Origin of the sequence: Paenibacillus sp. FSL M7-1414 (assembly GCF_038003195.1) — a bacterium.
In the GTDB taxonomy this organism is placed as follows: Bacteria; Bacillota; Bacilli; order Paenibacillales; family Paenibacillaceae; genus Paenibacillus; species Paenibacillus amylolyticus.
Map to the genome: position 1 here is coordinate 911,983 of NZ_JBBOOS010000001.1, position 22,203 is coordinate 934,185.

General features: G+C 46.0%; 18 protein-coding genes. 13 read left to right on the forward strand and 5 right to left on the reverse strand.

The window, feature by feature from the left end:
* The first annotated feature begins 116 nt into the window (after nt 1–116).
* From MHH92_RS04180 to MHH92_RS04195, 4 genes are all read left to right on the forward strand, one after another.
* Nucleotides 117–1,790 (forward strand): extracellular solute-binding protein, encoded by a 1,674-nt coding sequence (locus MHH92_RS04180; RefSeq protein WP_256721347.1) that lies wholly within the window; start codon nt 117–119, stop codon nt 1,788–1,790.
* A gap of 135 nt (nt 1,791–1,925) precedes the next feature.
* A complete protein-coding gene (locus MHH92_RS04185) occupies nt 1,926–2,900 on the forward strand; it encodes an ABC transporter permease (protein ID WP_036606005.1) in 975 nt (324 codons plus the stop codon).
* A gap of 15 nt (nt 2,901–2,915) precedes the next feature.
* A complete protein-coding gene (locus MHH92_RS04190) occupies nt 2,916–3,815 on the forward strand; it encodes a carbohydrate ABC transporter permease (protein WP_036668326.1) in 900 nt (299 codons plus the stop codon).
* A complete protein-coding gene (locus MHH92_RS04195) occupies nt 3,812–5,389 on the forward strand; it encodes a glycoside hydrolase family 43 protein (RefSeq protein ID WP_340902134.1) in 1,578 nt (525 codons plus the stop codon). Before MHH92_RS04190 ends, MHH92_RS04195 begins: the two co-directional genes overlap by 4 nt.
* A gap of 109 nt (nt 5,390–5,498) precedes the next feature.
* On the opposite strand, the gene MHH92_RS04200 is transcribed toward MHH92_RS04195, so the two are convergent.
* Complete coding sequence (locus tag MHH92_RS04200) at nt 5,499–6,443, reverse strand: alpha/beta hydrolase (protein WP_340902136.1); 945 nt, start codon at nt 6,441–6,443, stop codon at nt 5,499–5,501.
* Between the two features lie 192 nt (nt 6,444–6,635).
* Between MHH92_RS04200 and MHH92_RS04205 the strand changes: the two genes are divergently transcribed.
* From MHH92_RS04205 to MHH92_RS04215, 3 genes are all read left to right on the forward strand, one after another.
* On the forward strand, nt 6,636–6,965 hold the full coding sequence (locus MHH92_RS04205) for an ArsR/SmtB family transcription factor (RefSeq protein WP_017690603.1): 330 nt from the start codon (nt 6,636–6,638) through the stop codon (nt 6,963–6,965).
* A 166-nt stretch (nt 6,966–7,131) separates the two neighbouring features.
* Nucleotides 7,132–8,907, forward strand: a complete 1,776-nt coding sequence (locus MHH92_RS04210; protein ID WP_340902139.1) for a SulP family inorganic anion transporter — start codon at nt 7,132–7,134, stop codon at nt 8,905–8,907.
* Between the two features lie 166 nt (nt 8,908–9,073).
* A complete protein-coding gene (locus tag MHH92_RS04215; protein ID WP_340902141.1) occupies nt 9,074–10,063 on the forward strand; it encodes a phosphotransferase in 990 nt (329 codons plus the stop codon).
* Between the two features lie 106 nt (nt 10,064–10,169).
* Here MHH92_RS04215 and MHH92_RS04220 read toward each other — a convergent pair whose 3' ends face one another.
* The 3 genes from MHH92_RS04220 to MHH92_RS04230 form a co-directional block, all read right to left on the reverse strand.
* Complete coding sequence (locus MHH92_RS04220) at nt 10,170–11,159, reverse strand: DUF4003 family protein (protein WP_340902142.1); 990 nt, start codon at nt 11,157–11,159, stop codon at nt 10,170–10,172.
* A gap of 313 nt (nt 11,160–11,472) precedes the next feature.
* A complete protein-coding gene (locus MHH92_RS04225; RefSeq protein ID WP_036606000.1) occupies nt 11,473–11,868 on the reverse strand; it encodes a hypothetical protein in 396 nt (131 codons plus the stop codon).
* Nucleotides 11,869–12,037: 169 nt separating this feature from the next.
* A complete protein-coding gene (locus tag MHH92_RS04230) occupies nt 12,038–12,403 on the reverse strand; it encodes a DUF6713 family protein (RefSeq protein ID WP_127546784.1) in 366 nt (121 codons plus the stop codon).
* Between the two features lie 168 nt (nt 12,404–12,571).
* Here MHH92_RS04230 and MHH92_RS04235 point away from each other — a divergent pair, with 168 nt between their 5' ends.
* The 5 genes from MHH92_RS04235 to MHH92_RS04255 all read left to right on the forward strand — a co-directional run bounded on the left by MHH92_RS04235 (nt 12,572) and on the right by MHH92_RS04255 (nt 20,048).
* Nucleotides 12,572–14,545: a serine hydrolase domain-containing protein gene (locus MHH92_RS04235; protein WP_340902145.1), complete on the forward strand. Its 1,974-nt coding sequence runs from the start codon at nt 12,572–12,574 to the stop codon at nt 14,543–14,545.
* A 54-nt stretch (nt 14,546–14,599) separates the two neighbouring features.
* Complete coding sequence (locus tag MHH92_RS04240) at nt 14,600–15,274, forward strand: response regulator transcription factor (RefSeq protein ID WP_036605998.1); 675 nt, start codon at nt 14,600–14,602, stop codon at nt 15,272–15,274.
* Nucleotides 15,271–16,623 (forward strand): sensor histidine kinase, encoded by a 1,353-nt coding sequence (locus MHH92_RS04245; protein WP_340902147.1) that lies wholly within the window; start codon nt 15,271–15,273, stop codon nt 16,621–16,623. Before MHH92_RS04240 ends, MHH92_RS04245 begins: the two co-directional genes overlap by 4 nt.
* A 333-nt stretch (nt 16,624–16,956) precedes the next feature.
* A complete protein-coding gene (locus MHH92_RS04250) occupies nt 16,957–18,336 on the forward strand; it encodes an amino acid permease (RefSeq protein WP_340902149.1) in 1,380 nt (459 codons plus the stop codon).
* Nucleotides 18,337–18,518: 182 nt separating this feature from the next.
* Nucleotides 18,519–20,048: an alpha/beta hydrolase family protein gene (locus MHH92_RS04255; protein ID WP_340902150.1), complete on the forward strand. Its 1,530-nt coding sequence runs from the start codon at nt 18,519–18,521 to the stop codon at nt 20,046–20,048.
* A gap of 78 nt (nt 20,049–20,126) precedes the next feature.
* Here MHH92_RS04255 and MHH92_RS04260 read toward each other — a convergent pair whose 3' ends face one another.
* Nucleotides 20,127–21,080 carry a MerR family transcriptional regulator gene (locus MHH92_RS04260; RefSeq protein WP_340902152.1) on the reverse strand — a complete coding sequence of 318 codons (954 nt, stop codon included), beginning with the start codon at nt 21,078–21,080 and terminating at the stop codon, nt 20,127–20,129.
* A gap of 190 nt (nt 21,081–21,270) precedes the next feature.
* Between MHH92_RS04260 and MHH92_RS04265 the strand changes: the two genes are divergently transcribed.
* Nucleotides 21,271–22,173 carry an SDR family oxidoreductase gene (locus MHH92_RS04265; protein ID WP_282319378.1) on the forward strand — a complete coding sequence of 301 codons (903 nt, stop codon included), beginning with the start codon at nt 21,271–21,273 and terminating at the stop codon, nt 22,171–22,173.
* Nucleotides 22,174–22,203 lie beyond the last annotated feature (30 nt).

A 22,203-nucleotide genomic window follows, 5' to 3' on the forward strand; every position in this document is an offset into this window, starting at 1 on the left:
GGGATTCCATCTATAGTTTATCCCGTTGAGAGGGGCATGGAAGCATGATAATTTTAAGTCAGCCTTTGGAAAGCGCTTTCCAAAAAGCTTCTGTCAATATAATCGATGGAGGGGTCATGATGAAAAAGGATGTTAGAAAAAGAATCAAGTATAGTGCTCTGCTCGCTTTAATGCTGGTCATCGCACTCACTGGATGTACACCGGGATCGTCCTCGAAAGGGGAAAAGACAGCAGATGGAAGGGAATTGAAACAATTTTCCGCATTTTTTGCCGTACCGGGAAAAATTGCGCCCGACGATAATCGGGTGTTAAAGGCTATTGAGGAGAAAACAGGTGTCAGAGTCACGATGGACTGGCTTACGGGCCAAACAGCCAAAGAGCGGATTGGTGTACTCATTGCAGGCGGCGAATATCCCGATTTTATCGACGGGAGTGATGGTACTCAGCAACTGGTAGCAGCAGGGGCGTTAGTACCACTTGAGGATTACATCGATAAATATCCAAACATCAAAAATTATCTGGGCGAAGACTGGAAGAAGATGAAAAATACAACGGATGGACATATCTACTTCATTCCTCAATTCGGCAATATCCAAGAGAAGTCAATGAAAGTATCCCATGACGGAGAAGCGTTCTGGATTCAGAAAGCCGTACTGGAGTGGGATAATTATCCGACAATCAAAACGCTTGACCAATACTTCGACTTGATTGAACGATATAAAGCAGCTCACCCGACCGTTGATGGTCAGCCCACAATTGGGTTTGAAATTATCTCCTATGACTGGCGTTATTTCGCACTGGAGAACCCTCCGCTCTTCATGGCTGGTTATCCTAACGAAGGCGCAGCCATCGTTGATAAAGAAACGCTGACGGCCAAAAACTATAATACCATTCCGGAAGCGAAGGCATATTTCAAGAAGATCAATGAGGTGTATCATCAAGGTTTGGTCGATAACGAAACCTTTACAGCAAACTATGATCAATATATCTCCAAAATTTCAACCGGACGTGTGCTGGGCATGGTGGATCAAGGATGGCAGTTCCTTGACGCCGAGGCATCACTCGTGAAGCAAAAATTGTATGACAAAACCTATGTACCGTTGTCCATTACACTCTCCGAGGATGTTAAAGGGCGCTATCAGAACAATCCAATTCTTAATGTGAATGGTGGCCTGGCCATTACAAAGAGTTGCGAGGATATCGAGGGAGCACTTCAATATATTAATGATTTGTTGGACCCTGAGATGGAGGTATTGAGAACCTGGGGACAGGAAGGAGTGGATTATCAAGTCGATGATAAAGGCGTGTTCTCCAGAAATGAAGAGCAACGTGCGAATTCCAAAGATCCGGACTGGGTGCTGGCAAACACGGGAAGCCCGTTGGTCTATTTCCCGCATCATGAAGGCATGACCGCTGACGGGAAGAATGCCCTTGACCCTAAGGAGCAGCCGGAGGAGTACCTTGCCACATTGAATGACATCGACAAAAAAGTGCTGAAGGCTTATGGATATACGAAGTTTACCGACTTCCTTGAGCCTGCGGAGGAAAATGAACCGTGGTTCCCAATCTATACCTATAATTTTGAACCAAATAAACCGGAGACCATCGCCAGACAGAAAATGGACGATGTAAAACGCAAATGGCTGCCAAAAGTGATTATGACTTCACCAGCCGAATTTGATAAGGCTTGGGAAGAATATCAAGCCACGCTTAAGGAAAGTGCAGATATTAAAGCGTATGAAGATGCGCTGACGGAAGAAGTCCGCAGACGTATGGAACTGTGGGGATAAAGGCCTGTCACACAGAAAGGCTATGGGGAACCCCGTAGCCTTTCTTACACGCTAGATTGGGAGATTGGATAGGAATGGAATCGATTCACCCAGACTGGGTGATATAGATAAACTCGTAAGCAAGGAGAGAAAAACATGGCCAAAAAGGAGTTGCAGCCTTCGTTAAAAACCAGCCATATCCCAGCGGGAACAAGCTGGATCGGCTACAACCTGTCCAGAATGAAAAGTCAGCGACAATTAATGTGGATGTCATTTCCGTTTATTGCGTTTATCGCTATTTTTGCGTATGGACCATTATGGGGCTGGTTGATGGCGTTTCAGAATTATAGACCGGGCATTGGTTTTATGGAGCAGGATTGGGTTGGGGTGGATCATTTTCGAACGTTATTCACGGACCCTACATTTTTACGTGTCATTCGCAATACGCTGGCGATGAGCCTGATCAGTCTGTTTCTGGGATTTGTCGGCTCGATTGGTCTGGCGCTCTTATTGAATGAACTGCGAATGGTATTGTTCAAACGTGTGGTACAGACGGTTTCCTACCTTCCGCATTTCCTGTCATGGATCATCGTAACAGGTATTGTTGCGAATGTATTATCAACGGAAACAGGAATAGTGAATGTGCTGTTGACAAAATTGGGCCTGATTGATGCACCGATCAATTTTTTTGCCGAACCAAAGTACTTCTGGGGGATTGTAGGTCTGTCCAGCATGTGGAAGGAAATTGGCTGGGGCACGATTATTTATCTGGCGGCCATGGCGTCGATTAATCCGAGCTTGTACGAGGCAGCTTCCATCGACGGAGCCGGACGGTTTCGTAAAATGTTCAATGTCACGCTTCCAAGCATCAAACCAACGATTATTATCCTGCTTATCATCAACGTTGGTAACGTACTGAACGCGGGTTTTGAGATTCAATACTTGTTGGGGAACGGACTTGTGCAGGATGTATCCGAGACGATCGACATTTTTGTTTTGAAATACGGGATTAATCTCGGCAACTACTCACTTGCCACCGCAGCAGGCATTTTCAAAAGTGTGGTCAGTCTGGTGCTCATATTTATCGCCAACGGGATTGCCAAGTCTCTTGGTGAAGAGCGATTGATATGATAAGGGGGCAGAGCTGTGAAACGATTTAGTAGAAACCGAAGCTTGGGAGACTCTATTTTTTCTATCACCAATGGCATATTTATGTTGCTTGTCATGGTTGTTACGTTATATCCTTTTTTAAACACCATTGCCGTATCTTTCAATAACGGGCTGGATACGATCCGTGGGGGGATCTATCTCTGGCCGAGGGAATGGACGCTGCAAAATTACGTCTCCGTATTCCAGAATCCGAATCTGACGCAAGCCGCATTTGTTTCGGTCGCCAGAACCGTGGTGGGAACGGTTGTACAGCTGTTCTGTACAGCCATGCTGGCCTATGTACTGAGCCGCAAGGAATATATGTTTAACAAATTGGTCACAACGCTGTTTGTCATGACGATGTATTTCAGCGGCGGCTTAATTCCGGGATACATGCTGATCAAACAAGTGGGGCTGCTGAACAGCTTCTGGGTATACATTATTCCCGGGTTGATCGGGGTGTTCAACATGATCGTCATTCGTACCTACATTCAGGGACTGTCGGAGGGATTGATTGAATCCGCGAAGATGGATGGAGCCGGAGATTTTCGGATTTTCATGCGTATCGTGCTTCCCCTATCCAAGCCGGTTCTGGCTACGGTTGCACTGTTTATTGCTGTAGGTCAGTGGAACTCCTGGTTTGACTCCATGTTGTACACGGCAGGAAATCGGAATTTGACCACCTTGCAGTATGAGCTGATGAAATTGTTATCCTCTGCGACCTCACAGGGGGGAACCGTCAACGTGGATTCATTCAAAAATGTAACCAACATGGTGACGCCTGTATCCATTCGGGCAGCGATCACGGTTGTGACGGCAATGCCGATCGTTTTACTGTATCCGTTCTTGCAAAAATACTTTGTGACTGGACTAACCATTGGAGGGGTAAAAGAATGAAGAATGCAAATCAAAGCGAACAATGCACGTTTAATAATCCGATTATGCCCGGGTTTTATCCAGATCCGTCCGTATGCCGGGTGGGTGAAGATTTTTATCTGGTGACATCCACATTTGCCTATTTTCCTGGCGTTCCGATCTTTCAGAGCCGTGATCTAGTGAATTGGAAACAGATTGGCAATGTGCTGGACCGCCCTTCACAATTAAATCTTCAGGGAGCAGGCCATTCACAGGGGATATTCGCTCCAACGCTTCGGTATCATGAAGGTACCTTCTATATGATTACAACCAATGTGTCACATGGCGGCAATTTTGTTGTAACCGCTACCGACCCGGCTGGGCCATGGTCTGATCCTTATTTTATTGAAGGTGCAGAAGGCATAGACCCTACGATTTTCTTCGATGACGGCAAAGCGTATTACCTTGGTACACGCCCTTGCTCTGAGGGAGTTCGTTATAATGGCAATTGGGAAGTTTGGCTGAGAGAGCTTGATCTGGGCAGTATGAAGCTGGTGGGAGACAGTTACGTTCTGTGGCGCGGGGCGATGGTGGATGTCATCTGGCCGGAAGGCCCGCATCTGTATAAGATCGATGAATATTACTATTTATTGATTGCAGAGGGAGGCACAGGGCCAAACCATGCGGTGACCATTGCTCGTAGTAAAAGTTTGACCGAAGGATACGTCGGGAATCCGAATAATCCAATCATTACACATCGCCATTTGGGTAAACGTTACCCTGTTGTTAATGTAGGACATGCCGACTTGGTGCAAGCTGCGAATGGTCAATGGTTCATGGTCATGCTTGCTTCGCGTCCATATGGAGGGAGCTATAGCAACCTGGGGCGGGAGACGTTCCTTGCTTCTGTCGTTTGGGAGGACGGATGGCCTGTTGTTAATGAGGGCCGCGGCATCTTGGAGGAGCAGGGCACGTTGGATTTGAAGCCTGTTCCGGTAGATCCGCAACTGCGTTTTGACCATTTTGACAGTGATAAACTGGGCTTGCAATGGATGTTTCTGCGTAATCCCCAGGAAGACTTATATTCATTAACGGAGCGCAAGGGATATCTGCGACTGAAGCTGAAACCGCAAACATTGAAGGAAAAAGAAAATTCCAGCTTTGTTTGTCTGCGTCAAAGGCATATGGATTATGTCGCAGCTACAGCGATGGAATTTGTGCCCGGGAATGCCAACGAAACGGCTGGTCTTGTCGTCATTCAGAACGATCTGTATCACGTACGGATTGAGCGTGCTCTGGCGGATAAACAGCAGGTGCTGCGTGTATTGACCTGTATAGATGGTCAGGATACCCACATAGCGCAAATCGCACTGGAGGGTGATGTATCGCGGGTGTATATCAAACTGGCCGCAACAGGTCAGCAACTAAACTTCTATTACAGCACAGATGGAAGTCAGTATCATCTGGTGGCGGAACAGGTGGATACAAGTAGCCTGAGCACCGAAGTAGCCGGCGGCTTTGTTGGCTGTTGTATCGGAATGTTTAGCAGCAGCAACGGTACTTCTTCCGATCAGGTAGCGGACTTTGACTGGTTTGAATATGGTTCATATAAATAATATTTAGATGACAGAATAACAGCAAGAAAGCTCAATCCGGTGGCGGTAGTCCAGGGATTGAGCTTTTTTTCGTTCTTTTTGCGAAAGGGCTATGGGGAGGCATTACAGTCTATTGTCTAGCTTCATGTGCTGAGCTTTTTATGATGTTAACTATTTTACGCTGCGCATCCCTGGCTTCCGGAATCGGATAGAGGACAAAGACATGGTTCATTTTGGGGTAAACGTACGTTTGATGATCGATTCTTTGATCCGTCAGTAGTTTGTCGAGCTTCATATTATCAGGAAACAAACCCTCGTGGGTTCCGATAAAGATGCTGATTTTGCCCAGACCGGTGAAATCTCCGTAGATTGGACTGATTAACGGATCGTTCAACGGTTTATCAGCTGCCCAGATCCGCCGGATGACATCGTACCCTTCGACAGCGAGCATAGGGTCGCGGGTCTCGTAATCAAATATGACCGGATTGTCCAGCACCATATCCACACAAGGTGATAACAAGATGATATCTTTGGGCTGCGGGAGATCATGCATCTTTAGATAATGGGCTAAGGCAAGGGATATGTTCCCGCCTGCGGAATCCCCCATAATGGTGAGTTGTGCCGGGTCGTCCACGGAGGCAAGCAGATCCCGGTATAGATTGAGCAGTTTCGGATACGTGTGCTGATAGTTAAAATGTGGAACCTTTGGATAGATGGGAGCAACAACTTTGGCATTCAGAGCCTGAGCCATGCGGTCCATGAATTTCCAGTGTAAAGACAGTGGCTGGTGTGTATGCGCCCCGCCATGAATGTAGAGAATGACCCTCTGTTCACGGGAATGCTGATCGTTTAATGTGAATACCTGCATGTCTTCAAGGGAGCGCTCTTTGATGGAAGATAACAGTTTTGTTTTACCTAAGATATAAGGTTTAATGTTTTCCAAGCCCATATGATCCAGGTGTTTGCGGGTAAGCTCGCGTGTTGAAAAAATTTTCTTGGTATCTAACGTTCCGATATATTTCTCGAATAGAAAGCTAGTCAACGAGCGTTTGTGATTATGGGTATACATGTTCATTGAGGAATCACCCTTCCTGATGGAGTTCAGATATACGGTCTGTGGAGACTATAAGTAAAGTATAAAGGTTGAAGTGTACTTCAAGGTCAATCTTAATTTTTCCATCAAACCGTTATGGTAGAGTAAAGCATGGTACCCGTTCTATGTTATGATATTTGCATCTTCAAAAGTTCGATTGAAGGGGCATAGCGTATGAATCAGAGCATACAACAGTTTAAAGCGGATTTTTTCAAAGCGTTGGCACACCCGATGCGGATTCAGATTCTGGAGCTGCTGAGTGAAGGAGCCAAAAACGTTAATGAACTGCAAAGCATTCTGGGATCGGAAGGCTCTGCCGTTTCACAGCAACTGGCTGTATTGCGCAGCAAAAACGTTGTCCACGGAATCAAAGAAGGGACAACCGTCACCTATTCGCTGCGTGATCCGCTGATTAAGGACCTGCTGGCAGTCACCAAACAGATTTTTGACAATCATCTGGTTGATGCCATTTCCATGCTGGAAGATATTCGTAAAGAGTCCTGACACAATAAACAAGAGCAACTGGGTGTAATCACCGGAGGTTCTTGTTTTTTTGTGTTAAGTTCCTGCTGAGATTGTGCGTAATCCGATTGACAGGACGTATGCAGGGGAGTAGTCTTTTAAATATATTCAAATATTCAAATATATGAAGAAAAGAAGGTTTTTGTACATGAAATGGATGGGGAGATATGCAGGGTACAATGCTGCCGCTTTTCGCAAGGATCTGTTATCAGGACTGATTGTAGGTATCATTGCGATTCCACTCGGTATGGCCTTTGCCATCGCTTCCGGGGTCAAACCGGAGTATGGATTATATACCACAGTAATCGCAGGGATTCTCATTTCCTTGCTGGGTGGGTCCAAGTTCCAGATTGGCGGGCCAACGGGGGCATTCATTCCGATCCTATTTGCCATTGTGATGCAGTATGGATATGAGAATCTGCTGATCGCCGGAATGATGGCCGGTTTGATGCTTGTACTAATGGGCGTATTCAAGCTCGGGGCATTAATTAAGTTTATTCCAAAGCCGGTGACTATCGGTTTTACGGCAGGGATCGCCGTCATTATTTTTAGCGGACAAATTACGAACTTTCTGGGACTTCGAGGCATCGAGAAACACGAGGATTTCTGGTCCAATATGAAAGAAATCGGGATGCATATCTCGACGATTAATATATACAGTGTGCTTACAGCTGGAATCTGTCTGGCTGTTCTTCTGCTTGTGCCCAAGTTTGCACCAAAGGTGCCTGCATCACTGGTGGGGCTGGTTCTTTCGACGGTAGTCGCGGCGTTCTTTTTTGAAGGGCAGGTGGCTACAATTGGTTCGTCCTTTGGCGCCATACCTAACTCTTTGCCTCAGTTTCATGTGCCAGAGATCACTTGGGAGCGTATTGTGAACTTGCTGCAACCCGCTTTTGTCATCGCCATGCTGGGTGGAATTGAATCGCTGCTATCCGCAGTTGTTGCCGATGGCATGACCGGAAGTCGGCATAACAGCAATCGAGAGTTGATTGGGCAGGGGATTGCTAATATGGTGACGCCGTTGTTTGGTGGTATTCCTGCAACAGGAGCGATTGCACGCACAGCAACAAATATCAAATCCGGCGCAGTATCGCCATGGTCTGGCGTGATTCACGGTGTGGTGGTTTTGCTGGTACTTGTTCTCTTTGCGCCATATGCATCCCACATTCCTCTTGCCAGTATGGCTCCTGTTCTCATGCTGGTTGCCTGGAATATGAGTGAACGGAGATCCTTCATACATGTCATGAAAACCAAAACGAGTGATTCACTCGTTCTGCTGATTACCTTTTTGCTGACCGTATTTACAAGTTTAACAACGGCTGTAGAGGTTGGGTTGATTCTGGCGGTCCTTTTATTTGTTAAACGGATGAGTGAGATGTTGAAGGTTGCCAAAGTACTGCCCGATCCCGATCATAAACATGAGAAAGTCATGGCCCACATGGTTCGGGAAGGACATGACTGTCCGCAAATAAGCCTCTATACAATTGAAGGGCCACTTTTTTTCGGCGCAGCGGATATGTTCGAGAAGTCGGTCATGGATTCGATTCATCGGCGACCAGGTACTCTGCTGTTGCGCATGGGCAAGGTGCCTTTTATGGATACAACAGGTGAATCCAATCTGGCCCGTGTTGTCAAACATATGGAGAGATCCGGGGGCAGGGTTTTACTTTCAGGCATTCAGGCGCAACCGTTGGAGATGCTGAAGAGAACAGGATTGATTGAACGGATTGGTTCGGATCATATGTTTGAGCACACGGGTGAAGCCATCAATTATGCATTATTGCATCTGGATGTTCAGAAATGCAGGGGGTGCAAACATTTTGCCTTTCGTGAATGTGCTGCATTGTCGAGTGCTGGCACCGACCCAGAGTGTAATAACCTGCTGAAACCTGAAAAGCGAGTCAATGCAAATAGCCCTATCTAACCTGCTGATGAGAGATGGAGCTATAAGAGTCTAGAGAGTATTTGCTTATCAAAATATATATTCTGGAAAATAAACGAAAAATATACTATGTTATAGGTTGATAGGTGAAAGGATTACATCGTCTATTAGATGAGAAATAATCATATTAAACCGAAGGAGCAACCATATGTCCATTCAACCGACTGCTTTACGTTCAGTGCTTAACCCCAGGTACCTGGAGTCTGCATTGAGGAATCACTATGACATTGGAACATGGGAAGAATGTTTGTTTTGGCTTAGAGGATTGAATGATACTTACCGGGTTCGCACGTCCAGTGGCATGTACATTCTCCGTATCTACCGCACTGAAATCACGGAGGCAGATGTTCAGTATGAGCTTTCATTATTGTCTCAACTGAAGAACGTTCTAGGTTCTGCGGAACATACCGACATTGGAGAATACATCGAGAAGAAAGATCATACGGGATATACGGTGTTGGAGGCTGCGGAAGGCAAGCGGGTTGCTGTAATGTTTCGGTATATTGAGGGTACGGAGAACAACCTGGAGGATGAGGAGTCTTGTTACGCTTTTGGTCAATCTGCCGCTGAATTACATGAGGCTATGGATCAGGTGAACATGGAGCTGCCACGATATGAGCTGGATCTGAAGTTACTTATTGACGAACCCCTTGAGCGAATTATCCACTATATCGGTGAGAACAATGAAGCAGCAGCATTTCTCCATACGTTTGCCACAACGTTAAAAGAACGCATCGTTACCACTTCCAGACAAGAGCTGGACTTTGGTCTGTGCCATGGCGATATGCATGGAAATAACAATGTGTTTCAACAGGAACATCAGTTCATCCATTATGACTTCGAGTGGGCAGCCAAAGGCTGGCGTGCCTATGATTTAGCTCAAGTGAAAGTTCGAAAAAGGCAGTCTGATGAGCGAAAAGCAGCATTATGGGATGCGCTCATGGCAGGATATCGTTCAGTCAGAAGTTTCTCTGCCGAAGATGAGCAGGCGGTTGATCTCTTTATTGTTGCTCGCCGATTCTGGGTGATGGGACTAGATGTTGCTTTTATTGAGAGTGATATGGGTGCGCTGGACTATGGTTCGGATTGGCTGGATAGTTTCGTGGAAGAATTCCGGGATACGGGGATTATATCCTAGCGAATGATGAACATTATTTTAGGTGTAGGTTTGAATGCTTTAAGACCCTTCCGAGTAACTCGGGAGGGTCTTTTTCATCTTATATTGAAGGTAACAGGGTCACTTATTAATTCGATGATGATGAAGCGGCAGCAGCCGATGCTGCGGCAGTTGCGGCCATGGCGGCCTGCTGGGCGATGATAATATTTGTGATACTGGTTGAGATTGCTGTCGTAAGCACACCGTTCCGCAGATTCTCCACATGTTGAATGGCTACCAGAGCAGACGAGAACAGGAGCAACTCCTGTTTGTCGATTGACCAGGCACCGAAGCCTTTTTGAGTCCGTAACCAGTCATTTGTTTCCGCGACTTCATCCACTAATGAGTCTCTGTCCGAAGGCAGTAGAGATAGTATCCCGAGAGATGGTAACGTATACGTTTTGTCCATTCGAAAATCTCTTTTACGAAAAGCTTCATTTAAAGCAATCACACGAGCACCTGCATCCGGGGGATCATCTCCAAGAACCAGTACCTGTGTTAACGCCTGCACACTGTTTCTGGAAGAGAACTCTGGTTTTAATTCCCCGTAGAGTTGTTCCATACGTGCCACACCAGTATCTACGTTGAGGTCGGAAAGGGCTAACATGGCAGCGAATATGTAGTCATCCTGTCCAGTGAGGAAACGATGCTCTGCTTTCATGCCGTCATAAAATGATTTGGCCCGCTCCACCGTAGGTTGAAACTGGTCAGGTGATGTCTGAGTAGCGATCTGATAGGCGGCAATAACCAGATAATCAGAGTTGCGAAATTTAATCTCTTTCATCAAGTCATAGACATGCAAGGTGTCTGCCAGTCTTGTCTCTGCATCCGTTGTAAGGGAGAGCATGGCAGCAATGCTAATGGCCGAATTACCTCTGAATGCAGAGAAAAGTTTTGTGTTTTGCTTAATCAACTCATGGCTTTGACGAATAGCTTCCCCATCCGCTGTTTTATTCTCCGCTGCATAGAGCAGGGCAACCAGACGTTGCATCATCGCATGTTGCCATTTGAACGACTTCTTGATGATCTGGGTATTGGAAACAAATAATTCAACTCGTTCTGCATGATGTTGCTGCATAGGCACACCTCCATATTCACAGTTATTCTACAATACTCTATTTCATGATTAGATTACCTTCACGCTGTAACATGACCTCTTCCAATGCCTTGAAGCTACTGGATTCGGGGTCTCGTCTACGATGGCATATTTTGATTTGGCGTAATCCACTTTATTATCTCCTTTTAAGAAAATATAGAATAGACTATCAATCTATTATTACCCTTTTATTTAAGGAGTGCCACTTCCATAAATAAGAGAGTCTAGTTGTTGAATATAAAAAAGACCGCAATCAGCGGTCGTAGGTTAGATTGATCGGTGATATAGGACTAATCTAATTGAAAGAAATTGTGTAGGCTACGTTAGGGTATGCCGTCGTCGATCCTGGAACACGTTCTACGACAGTGATCAGCGTACCCGGATTGTAGTAGGCTGACCCGCCATTGTAAGTATTGTTGCTTACGATAACTGTACCGAGGTCGAGTGTCGTATTATTGTAGTTCCAGTAGTAGCGCAGTTGAAGGGTATTGGCTGCATTTGTCGTAATTTTCACGCTGGTACCAGTCGTTTTAGCGTTAGGAAGAATATAGGCGTATCCTTGCCCGGCCGAGAGCGCATGGGAATAGGTGCTTCCATAACTTACGATGGCGGGATTAGCGGAAGCGGTCAGGCTAAACAGAAGGGAGATACCTAGAATAAGTGCAAAAAATGTGCTAATGCGTCTTTTCATAGAATGCCCATCCTCTCAAAATAAAGTGTTTTTATAGTTTAACTCAATGTAAACCAAAAACCTTTTCGAAACGGATTGGAGCCCCTCCTTATTCAGTTTATGTTAGCGCTGACATTCCTAACGACTATACTATATACCAATAAATTACAGATGTAAATAGTGGATCAGATTAGATGATTAGGAATATCAAATGAATTAAAGCGATTATTCCCATAGGGTAGATCAATGATCTGGAGAACCCGTTTTTAAATTCATTTCGAGGATGTTTTTCGAAAAAGAAGTGTAATACGGTATGTATGATGAAAAAGATATCCAGCACCCAAAATGTAATGGTCTGATATGAGCTAAAAAGAAGAGAGAGGATGATGGTATACATTGGCAGGTGAATCCAAGTGAAATACCTATAGGCTTTATCATCTTCCATATCTTTTAACACCATAAACAATTTCCACTCGGACCGCCTGATGGCATCCATTTCGTGAAGCAGAAAGAGAGACAGGTTAAACAAAAATAAAGCCAGTAAAAAGTCAGGCATGCAAAGTCTCCTTTTCCTATTCAATCTGTTCCTATCTTACTAAAGGTAATTTGATTTGGCAAAATATGAAAAAAAGGTTCACGCTCCGTTCATACGTGCTTGATATGCTCTCGAAAGAAAGCGTAAGGAACAGGTATTAAAAAATATGCGGAGTGGTGGGGGCAAGTCATGTCATCGTTGATAAGAAAGATTTTTGGGAAAATGATTTTACTGGTGTTATTGTTAGGCATGATATTAGGGGCAACTGGATTAGGGACCATGCCACTATCGGCAGCAGTATCCAATCCGGGATTAAATTCGGGCAAATTGGAGCAAGGAGTCGTAGCGAATCTGGATGATTCAGATCAGTTAACGGCATTCATGGATGGGATGATGGATGTGCAAATGCGATCTTTACAGATTCCAGGCGCAGTCATTTCGATTGTGAAGGATGGGAAGATCCTGCTCTCCAAAGGGTACGGACATTCGAACATCGAAGAAAATAAACCCGTTGATCCCGAAACCAGCTTATTTCGAATTGCTTCGACAACAAAGCTGTTCACATGGACCGCGGTGATGCAATTGGTTGAGGCGGGCAAGCTTGATCTTGATACAGACGTCAACACTTATCTGAAAACGGTGAAAATACCGAAAACCTATGAGGAATCGATTACATTGCGCCATCTCATGACCCATACCGCAGGGTTCGAGGAGGGTGGTGTAGGTTACCAGATCACTACCGATCCCGGGAAACTTCCCGTCTCTATTGCTGAAACGATGGCGAAACATATGCCTGCACGGGTTAAGCCACCAGGCGAGATGCTGTCGTATTCCAATTATGGCGCTTCACTCGCGGGACTTATCGTCGAAGAAGTCAGCGGTGTTGCCTACAATGACTATATACAGAAAAATATATTTGATCCGCTGGGCATGAATTATGCTACGGTAGAGGAGCCTGTTCCAGCGTCTCTGGAACCTTATGCCGCCCTTGGATACGCCCGAGCTAACGGCGAGTTTGTAACCAAACGGCCAACGTATGAGGGAGGATTTCGTCCTGCGGGATCAGGGAGCGTGTCGGCAAACGATATGGCTCATTTTATGATTGCCCATCTTCAAGACGGGCGATATGAAGATAAACAAATGCTCAAGCCGGAAACAGCCAAGCTCATGCATTCTCCGGCATTCCAGTTTGATGAACGTTTACCCGCCATGAATCTGGGCTTTTACGAGTTGAATATGAATGGGCTGCGTGTGATCTCTCATGGAGGGGCCGATGAGCTGTTTAATACAGCGCTTTATCTTGTACCGGACAAAAAAGTGGGCATCTTTGTTTCCTATAGTGGAGGGGAAGGCGGAACGGCAGCAGAAGGGTTGGCGCAAGCCTTTTTTGACCGATACTATCCTGTACATGCAACTGAGCAGCCTAATGAAACTTCTATTGAATTCGGGGAGTCTCTGGAAAAATATGCAGGCTCCTATCAATTTACCCGTCGTAATCACACAAAAATTGATAAGTTTTTCAGTTTTCTGACTCAAATCAATATTGAGGTTTCGGATAACCGACTGTTTATTGGAAGTGGTGCAGATCAGCAAGTATATACTCCGATTGGCGTGAATTTATTCCAGGAGGTCGGAGGGACACATCAGATGGGGTTCCGCACCGATGCAGAGGGCAAGGTCACGTATCTGTTTCTGGATATATTAAACCCAATGCCGCTGGAACCTGCACCGTTAATGAACCAATCGAAGTTCTGGCTCCTCTTACTCGGCATTTCGGTTGTTCTGTTCATCACCGTATTGCATGGAATTGTTTATCGCAGACGCGAAATCAGAGTGATGCCAAAAGCACAGAAATGGGCAGTCCGGCTGTCAGCTATTACGTCTATATGGGGAATATTAACCTTGGGCTCAACACTTCTGGTGTTGAACATGAATCTGATTGATCGGCTTAGCCATATTCCACTTTCTTTACGTCTCTATCTGTTTATGCCGGTAATCCTTGTAGGGTTGACTGCGGCAATATTCATCATGAGCGCCCTGGCATGGAAAAACCAATATTGGACGTTACTGAAGCGTGTGCACTATACGTTTGTAACGGTAGCAGCGGTGATCTTGAGTTTATTTTTCTATCATTGGAACCTGCTGGGCTGGCATTTTGGTTGAAGACTTCCTCCCAAGTGGAAGAAACAAGATAGATATCGGAGGCATACATTTGATATGACCAAAATCCTAGTTGTGGATGACGATGTGCATATTCGTGAGCTGATCACCTTGTTTTTGCGTAATGAAGGATTCGAGATTGTGGTAGCTAAGGACGGTGCGGAAGCACTGGAGATTGTGGGGAAATCCCCAATTGATCTGGTTATCCTTGATATTATGATGCCGCGATTGGACGGTTGGGAATTATGCAGGGAGATCCGGCGTATGGATCTGAATATGCCACTGCTAATGGTCACGGTAAAAGGGGAATCGGCCCAGAAAGTGAAGGGATTTCAGTTGGGAACAGACGATTATTTGACAAAACCCTTTGATCCGCTGGAACTTGTGATGAGAGTAAAAGCATTGCTGAAACGTTACTTGATTGTCTCTTCCCAGACGATTCAATTGGGGGGCATTATGCTGAATCGACGCAGCTTTCAAGTGATTCGTGGAGAAGAAACAATCAATTTGCCTTTAAAAGAATTTGAATTGCTGTTCATGTTGGCAAACCAGCCTGGGCAGATTTTTACCCGGGAACAATTAATCATTAAGATCTGGGGAAGTGACTATGAAGGGGATGACCGGACAGTTGATGTTCATATCAAGCGACTACGTGAAAAATTCGCTGGTGATGCACACCATTTTCAGATTGAAACGGCTCGCAGTCTGGGCTACCGGTTAGTCATCACATGATCAAAACCTTATATGTTCGTATTATTTGCACGTTTCTGGTCGTCATTGTTTTCAGCTTGCTGACCTCTTTTTTCATGGGGATCTTCCTTTTTAAAAAAGAAGTAAATCATATCGGTCAAAATGACATGATTTCTGTAGGGGAGGAACTGATCCGTCTATATGAGCAAACGCAACCTGAGGACAGGGATGCTTTCATCAAAAGTATGGTGAAAGTGTCCACCTATCCCATTCATCTATATGACGTTTCGGGTAACGTAACTTTTTATGACCTAGACCATACAGAGACCGTTGAAATTACACCAGAAGTGGTTCAAATGGTGTTGCAGGGTCAGGTCTATCGTTCTCACGGAGAAGTGGAGCAGACGTTCATCGGTCTTCCTTTTCCATACAAAGGGGAACCACAAGCCATGTTTATGCAGTATTCTCCGCAGAATGAAAATATCATTAATCGGATGATTTTGCTGGTGTTATTGCTTGCACTGTTGATCGGAAGTTTTTGTATCCTTATTGCTGCAAGGTATTTGGTAAAGCCGATCCAGGTGTTGACGCGGGCAACCAAACGACTGGCGAAGGGTGATTTTAATGTGGAAATTCAAACAAAACGTGTGGACGAAATGGGAGCATTGACGCAGAGTTTCAATGAAATGGCGAGTGAGCTTAAACAGCTGGAACAGATGAGACAGGATTTTGTTTCCAATGTATCTCACGAGATTCAAACGCCGCTGACCTCTATTTCCGGTTTTGCCATGGCGTTGAAAAACAGCAGCCTGGTCGCTGAGGCCGATCGTAACTATTACCTCGATATCATTATTACGGAGAGTGGACGACTATCCAGACTAAGTGATAATCTGCTGGAGCTGGCGTCTCTGGATTCCGATCATCATCCGTTCGAGACAACCACCTATAATCTTGATGAGCAAATCAGGCAAGTGGTGGTGACTTGCGAGCCTCAATGGTCAGCCAAAGGCATTCCAATTCACTTAGAATTGGCGGACGGTATCAAAATAAGGGCAGATCAGGATCAACTTAACCAAGTGTGGATGAATTTACTGGGCAACAGTATTAAGTTTACTCCCGTGGGTGGGCGTATTGAAATACGCATGAGCCAGTCTGTGGATGGAATCTTTTTCACGATAACCGATTCGGGCATTGGAATAGCGCCAGAGCAACTGGATTATGTTTTCGAGCGGTTTTATAAAACAGACCTGTCACGCGATCGTAGCATTAGTGGTAACGGTCTGGGCCTCGCCATCGTCAAAAAAATCGTGATGCTTCATCACGGAACTGTTGAAATGAGAAGCCAGGTGGGCGTGGGGACAACGGTGATGGTTCATTTGCCTTCCGGATGATTACAAAAATGGATGTAGAGCTGCCAAAGATATTTTTCTGGTAGCTCTTTTTTTATGAGTTTTCAGATCCCTATTCCAGTAGGGATAAAAATCAGGATTATTCTGATTGCAATAAATCATCAAGGGTTATCCTAATCATGTCAGGTGAGGGCATGAGGAAGAGGCACCTTTTTCATGTAAAAGCCCTGTTTAGCTAAACTTCCTCACATTCCTTGTTGTATTTCTGCGACACATCTCGTACAATTTGGTGGAGTAATTCTGCATTGCGTTAATGTGAATGTGAAAATTAAAGATTACATCAGGAAGCTGTACACAAGAAAAGGGGAGAATCGTTTGGAATCAAAGCAACTATCTAGAGGGCTAAAGCCCCGCCATGTAGAGCTGATTGCACTCGGAGGTACAATCGGCGTTGGTTTGTTCATGGGATCGGCAAGTACGATCAAATGGGCAGGTCCCTCCGTGCTGCTGGCTTATTTATTGGCTGGTATCGTTATCTTTTTTGTCATGCGCATTATGGGTGAAATGTTGATTCAGGAGCCGGTAACCGGTTCGTTTGCTACATTTGCTCACAAATATATTAGTCCGCTTGCCGGATTCCTGACCGCCTGGAGCTACTGGTTCCTATGGGTTACGGTTGGTATGGCGGAAGTTACGGCGATTGGTATCTATGTCGGGTATTGGTTCCCGGATATTCCACAGTGGCTGCCTGCACTTGCTGGGGTGCTCATCATTGCGGCGGCAAATCTGGCGGCTGTGAAGTTCTATGGAGAATTTGAATTCTGGTTTGCGATGATCAAAGTGACGGCTATTGTGGCGATGATCGTGATCGGAACAGGACTCATTTTCTTCGGCTGGGGGAATGGGGGTCAGGCCATTGGTCTGTCGAATCTGTTCAGCCATGGTGGATTCTTCCCTGGGGGCATCAAAGGTTTCCTCTTCGCGCTGTGTATCGTAACAGCTGCGTATCAAGGGGTGGAGATGGTCGGCATTACAGCAGGCGAAGCGGAGAATCCGAAATACACCTTGCGTAAAGCGATCAAAAATATCGTGTGGCGTATTCTTATTTTCTACGTTGGCGCCATATTTGTTATCGTAACCTTGTACCCTTGGAACGAAGTAGGCGAGACGGGAAGCCCGTTTGTGCTCACCTTTGCCAAAGTTGGTATTGTTGCTGCTGCGGGGATCATTAACTTTGTGGTGCTCACGGCGGCCATGTCGGGATGCAACAGTGGGATCTACAGTGCAGGACGGATGTTATACACGCTGGCTGAGAATGGGCAGGCACCTGCCTTTTTCAAAAAGCTGTCCAAAGGCGGGGTTCCCCGCAACAGTATCGTCATCACAATCTCCTTGCTGCTGATTGGGGTTGTACTGAACTACCTGATGCCGGACTCCAAGCTGTTCCTGTACATCTACAGTGCAAGTGTTCTTCCGGGTATGGTTCCATGGTTCGCGCTGGCGTTCAGCCAGTTCCGATTCAGAAAGCGTTGGGACAACGAGATGGCGGACCACAACTTCAAGTCCAAATGGTTCCCAATCAGCAATTACATCATTATTGTGTATCTGATCCTCGTCATTATCGGTATGGCGTTTAACCCGGATACGCGCTTGCCTCTGATTGTTGGAGCTACGTTTATGGCCATCGTGGTGGCTGGATATTTCGCATTTGGCATTGGCAAAAGACAACGGATAGATGGCGGCGAAGATCGCTAGTCTAATATTCAAAAATCAACTTATATCGTAATATCATACATGCATTCCTTGAAACGATTGGAGAACCTGAGGGTTGTTCAGCGTCATTCAGGGAGTGCATTTTTTTATCCGCAAAATTCATGCTTGAATCTCCTGTAACTGGAGGTTTTAAGATTGGAGGCAGACAAGGGGGCATACATCTTATGAGGACAGTGGAATGGATTTATCTTATTTTTAACCTGCTTATGTTCGTGGGGGTAATCGGGATTGGGAGACAGAGTCAACATTTTCGGAAAATGGTATGGGGTGGATTCGTCATATCGGGTGTGCTGTTGATCGTCCATGGTGTGGTCGAAGGACTTCGTTGGCCGATGATTCCGGCGTATATACTCACGTTGGTTCCACTGGTTGTGTTAGTTACACAGGCAAGACGCCAGCAAAAGTCAGGTGCAACTTCGCTGAATAGTAAATGTTCCGAGGCGCCATCTTCCACATCGACTTTGGCAGGGAAATTCGGACGTGTTCGAATCATTGCAACGTCTCTCCTGGTGTTGGGATACGCTATTGTAAGCATTGGCTTGCCGCTGCTGTTCCCGGTGTTTTCGTTTGCCAAGTCAGCAGGTCCTTATGGAATCGGAACGGTATCCTACGATTGGACAGATAACAGCCGTGAGGAGTTGCTGACGAGTTCTGCCGGTGATCAACGGGAGTTGATGGTACAGATCTGGTACCCAACGAATTCAGACGCAGAGGGCGCAACAGCTCCTTATGTTAATAAGCCGGATATCTATGCGACAGCCTTCAATGAAGTGCTGAAACTGCCAAAGCTTTTATTTTCCAGTCTGAGTCAGGTCAAAACACATGCGATACAGGAAGCTCAGTTGTCTGATGCCGAAGCCAAGTATCCGGTTGTTCTTTTCTCTCATGGTCTGCATGGGTATGAAAATCAGAATACGTTCCAGGTCGAGCAGCTGGTCAGTCAAGGTTACATTGTTGTAGGCATTAATCACACGTACAGCAGTCTGGTATCCGTATTCCCGGATGGACGTGTGGCGCAGTTTGAATCGGAAGGAAAAGAAGGCTTTGAACAGCTGCAATTCAGTTACTTGGACAAGTTGAATGAGACATGGGTGAAGGATGCACAGTTTGTACTGGATGAGGTAGAGAAGTTGGCTGCGGGAGATCCGAGTGGACGCTTTACAGGACATATGGACCTGGACAATATCGGCATGTTTGGGCATTCATTTGGCGGAGCAACGACAGTACAGATGTTAATGGATGATCCACGTGTGAAAGCAGGCATGAATATGGATGGCGTATTGTTTGGCGAGAGACGTATCCCTGCGGAAGGCGTGGGCAAGCCGTTCCTGATGATGAGTGCAGACTCAACCGTTGCAGGTACAAGTGTCATGAGTGACGAAGAGATTGCTGCGATGGGCACGACCCGTCCGGAAGCCGAGAAATATTACGAGGAAGTGTATGAGCGCTATGAGCCGGTAACCGCAGGAGGTAACTTCTGGATGGAGCTGACCAACACCAAACATCTGAGTTTCTCCGACCTCTACCTGATCTCTCCACTGCTCGAATGGACACAAGGTGTAGATGCACGGGGGACACAACAATTGGTTAACGATACAACGATTGATTTCTTCAACCACTACTTGAAAGGGCAATCGCTTCATTTGGACAAGGAAGTGGGAGAACATGAATCCTATTTGTTGAAAAAAGGCTAAACGTAAAAATGGAAGGAGACCGAAGTTCAGTCTTCTTCCATTTGTTTTAAACGTAACCGCATGCCCTCCTGCAACAGGTTAATGCCATCTACAATCTTGGCTCCATTCGGGATTCATCACTTTGCACAGCTTGTTAAAACGCAAAATATGATCGGTCACGGAGTCCAGCATATATCGGGCCTGTTTGCGAAAAAATACTTCAGGTGTTTCGGCATGCTCGACACTTGCATACATCAACACAAAGTCCCACACCATGCTTTGCACAGCAGGGCTATCGATTGCCCAACGCTTGTCCAGCGCTTCGGTAGTGCGAATGCGAATAGCCTCCATTTTTTTCACCCAGACATCCGCTTCGACTTGTGGCTGATTCGCCATAATGAAGAACGGAACCTCTAGCCGAGCCAGATCGGCCCAATAGGCCGGGTCATTGATCAGTTCCTGAATTTCCTTCCAGGCCAGTGTTTGCTGAGCCGTCAGTTTCGTATCTTTCATCATGTATTTATCGAAAAAGTGCAGAAACGACACTCTCCACTCCTGCGGAATGTTGTCCAGCAGATGGGATTCATCCACCTTGGCAGCAACAAATTGTTTTCGTCTGCTCGCATTGGCCGTTAGCGATTCTACCAGACTGGAGATATAGGTGAGAGACTGTTCGGAATGTAGGGAAGTTTCTTTTTCATGCTGCTTCGCTTGCTGCAAAATGGAGAGCATGGAATTCATCGTGCCGATCTGGGTTTCCAACGCTTCAATCTGCAGATCCAGTGCCTGTGCTACCGCCAGTTCACCCGAAATGAGCTTTCGAATATCCGGTATGCTGAAATTCAGATAACGAAGTGTTGTAATGAGTTCGAGTTGCCACAGGTCTTGCGTTGTATAGAGCCGATGCCCACCTTCCGTATGACTGGAGGGTTGTAACAGTTCAATCTCATCGTAATAACGGATCGTTTTCACCGTGGAGCCGATCAGTTTGGCTGCTTCACCGATGGAATAGGGTTCTTTGTTTGCATTCAACGAGATCACCTCATGATTCATTATACAACCTCCTGTCACTGGAGATTCAATGTTAGACGACTGTCATGGAATTCTGGCGGGCTTAGTTTAAATTCCACCCATCTCGGTTACAAAGGAAAGAGTGCAACTTTTACGCAAATTAAATTCACAACAAATAAAAAATACGTTTATACGATGGGTATCGTGTAAATAACCAAGGAGGAAATTGAACATGGCTAATCAAGATCAGCACACCATGCAAGATCCAACGACCCAATATCCAAAGGCGACACCGGAGTGGAAACAGCAACAGGATGAGCCGGGGCTCCAGCGTGAGATGACCCCTGTTCCCGATGCGGGTGAGAAAAGTTATAAAGGCAGCGGACGTTTAACAGGACGTAAAGCGGTTGTGACCGGAGCCGACAGCGGAATAGGCCGGGCGGCAGCGATTGCGTTTGCTCGTGAAGGTGCAGATGTCGTTCTGGCTTATCTGCCGGAAGAGGAAGCAGATGCGCAGGAAGTTGTGAAGCTGATTGAGGAAGCCGGTCGCAAAGCGATCAAGATGCCAGGTGACCTGAAGGATGAGAAATACTGTGAAGAACTCATTGAATCTGCGGTAAAAGAGCTTGGCGGAATTGATATTCTTGCTAACGTGGCAGGTAAACAGCAGTTTGTTGAGCAGATTGCAGATCTGACCACTGAGCAATTCGATGCGACGTTCAAAACAAATGTCTATTCCATGTTCTGGCTCTGCAAAGCAGCTGTGAAACACATGAAGCCGGGCAGCTCCATTATCAACACGTCATCGATTCAGGCATACAAACCTTCGCCAATCCTGCTGGATTATGCAACAACGAAGGCATCCATTAACACGTTTAGTAAAGCATTGGCCCAACAGGTGGGTAGCAAAGGGATTCGTGTCAACGTTGTTGCACCAGGCCCAGTATGGACACCGCTCCAGGTCGTGGGTGGACAACCGGTCGAGAAGCTAGCCGATTTTGGCTCCAACACACCGCTTGGTCGAGCAGGACAACCTGCCGAGATGGCTCCGGCATTTGTGTTCCTGGCAAGCCAGGAATCCAGCTATGTGAGCGGAGAGACACTGAATGCAAATGGCGGTACGGTTAGTCCGTAAACGTTGGATATAAAAGGCCTATAAATCCTA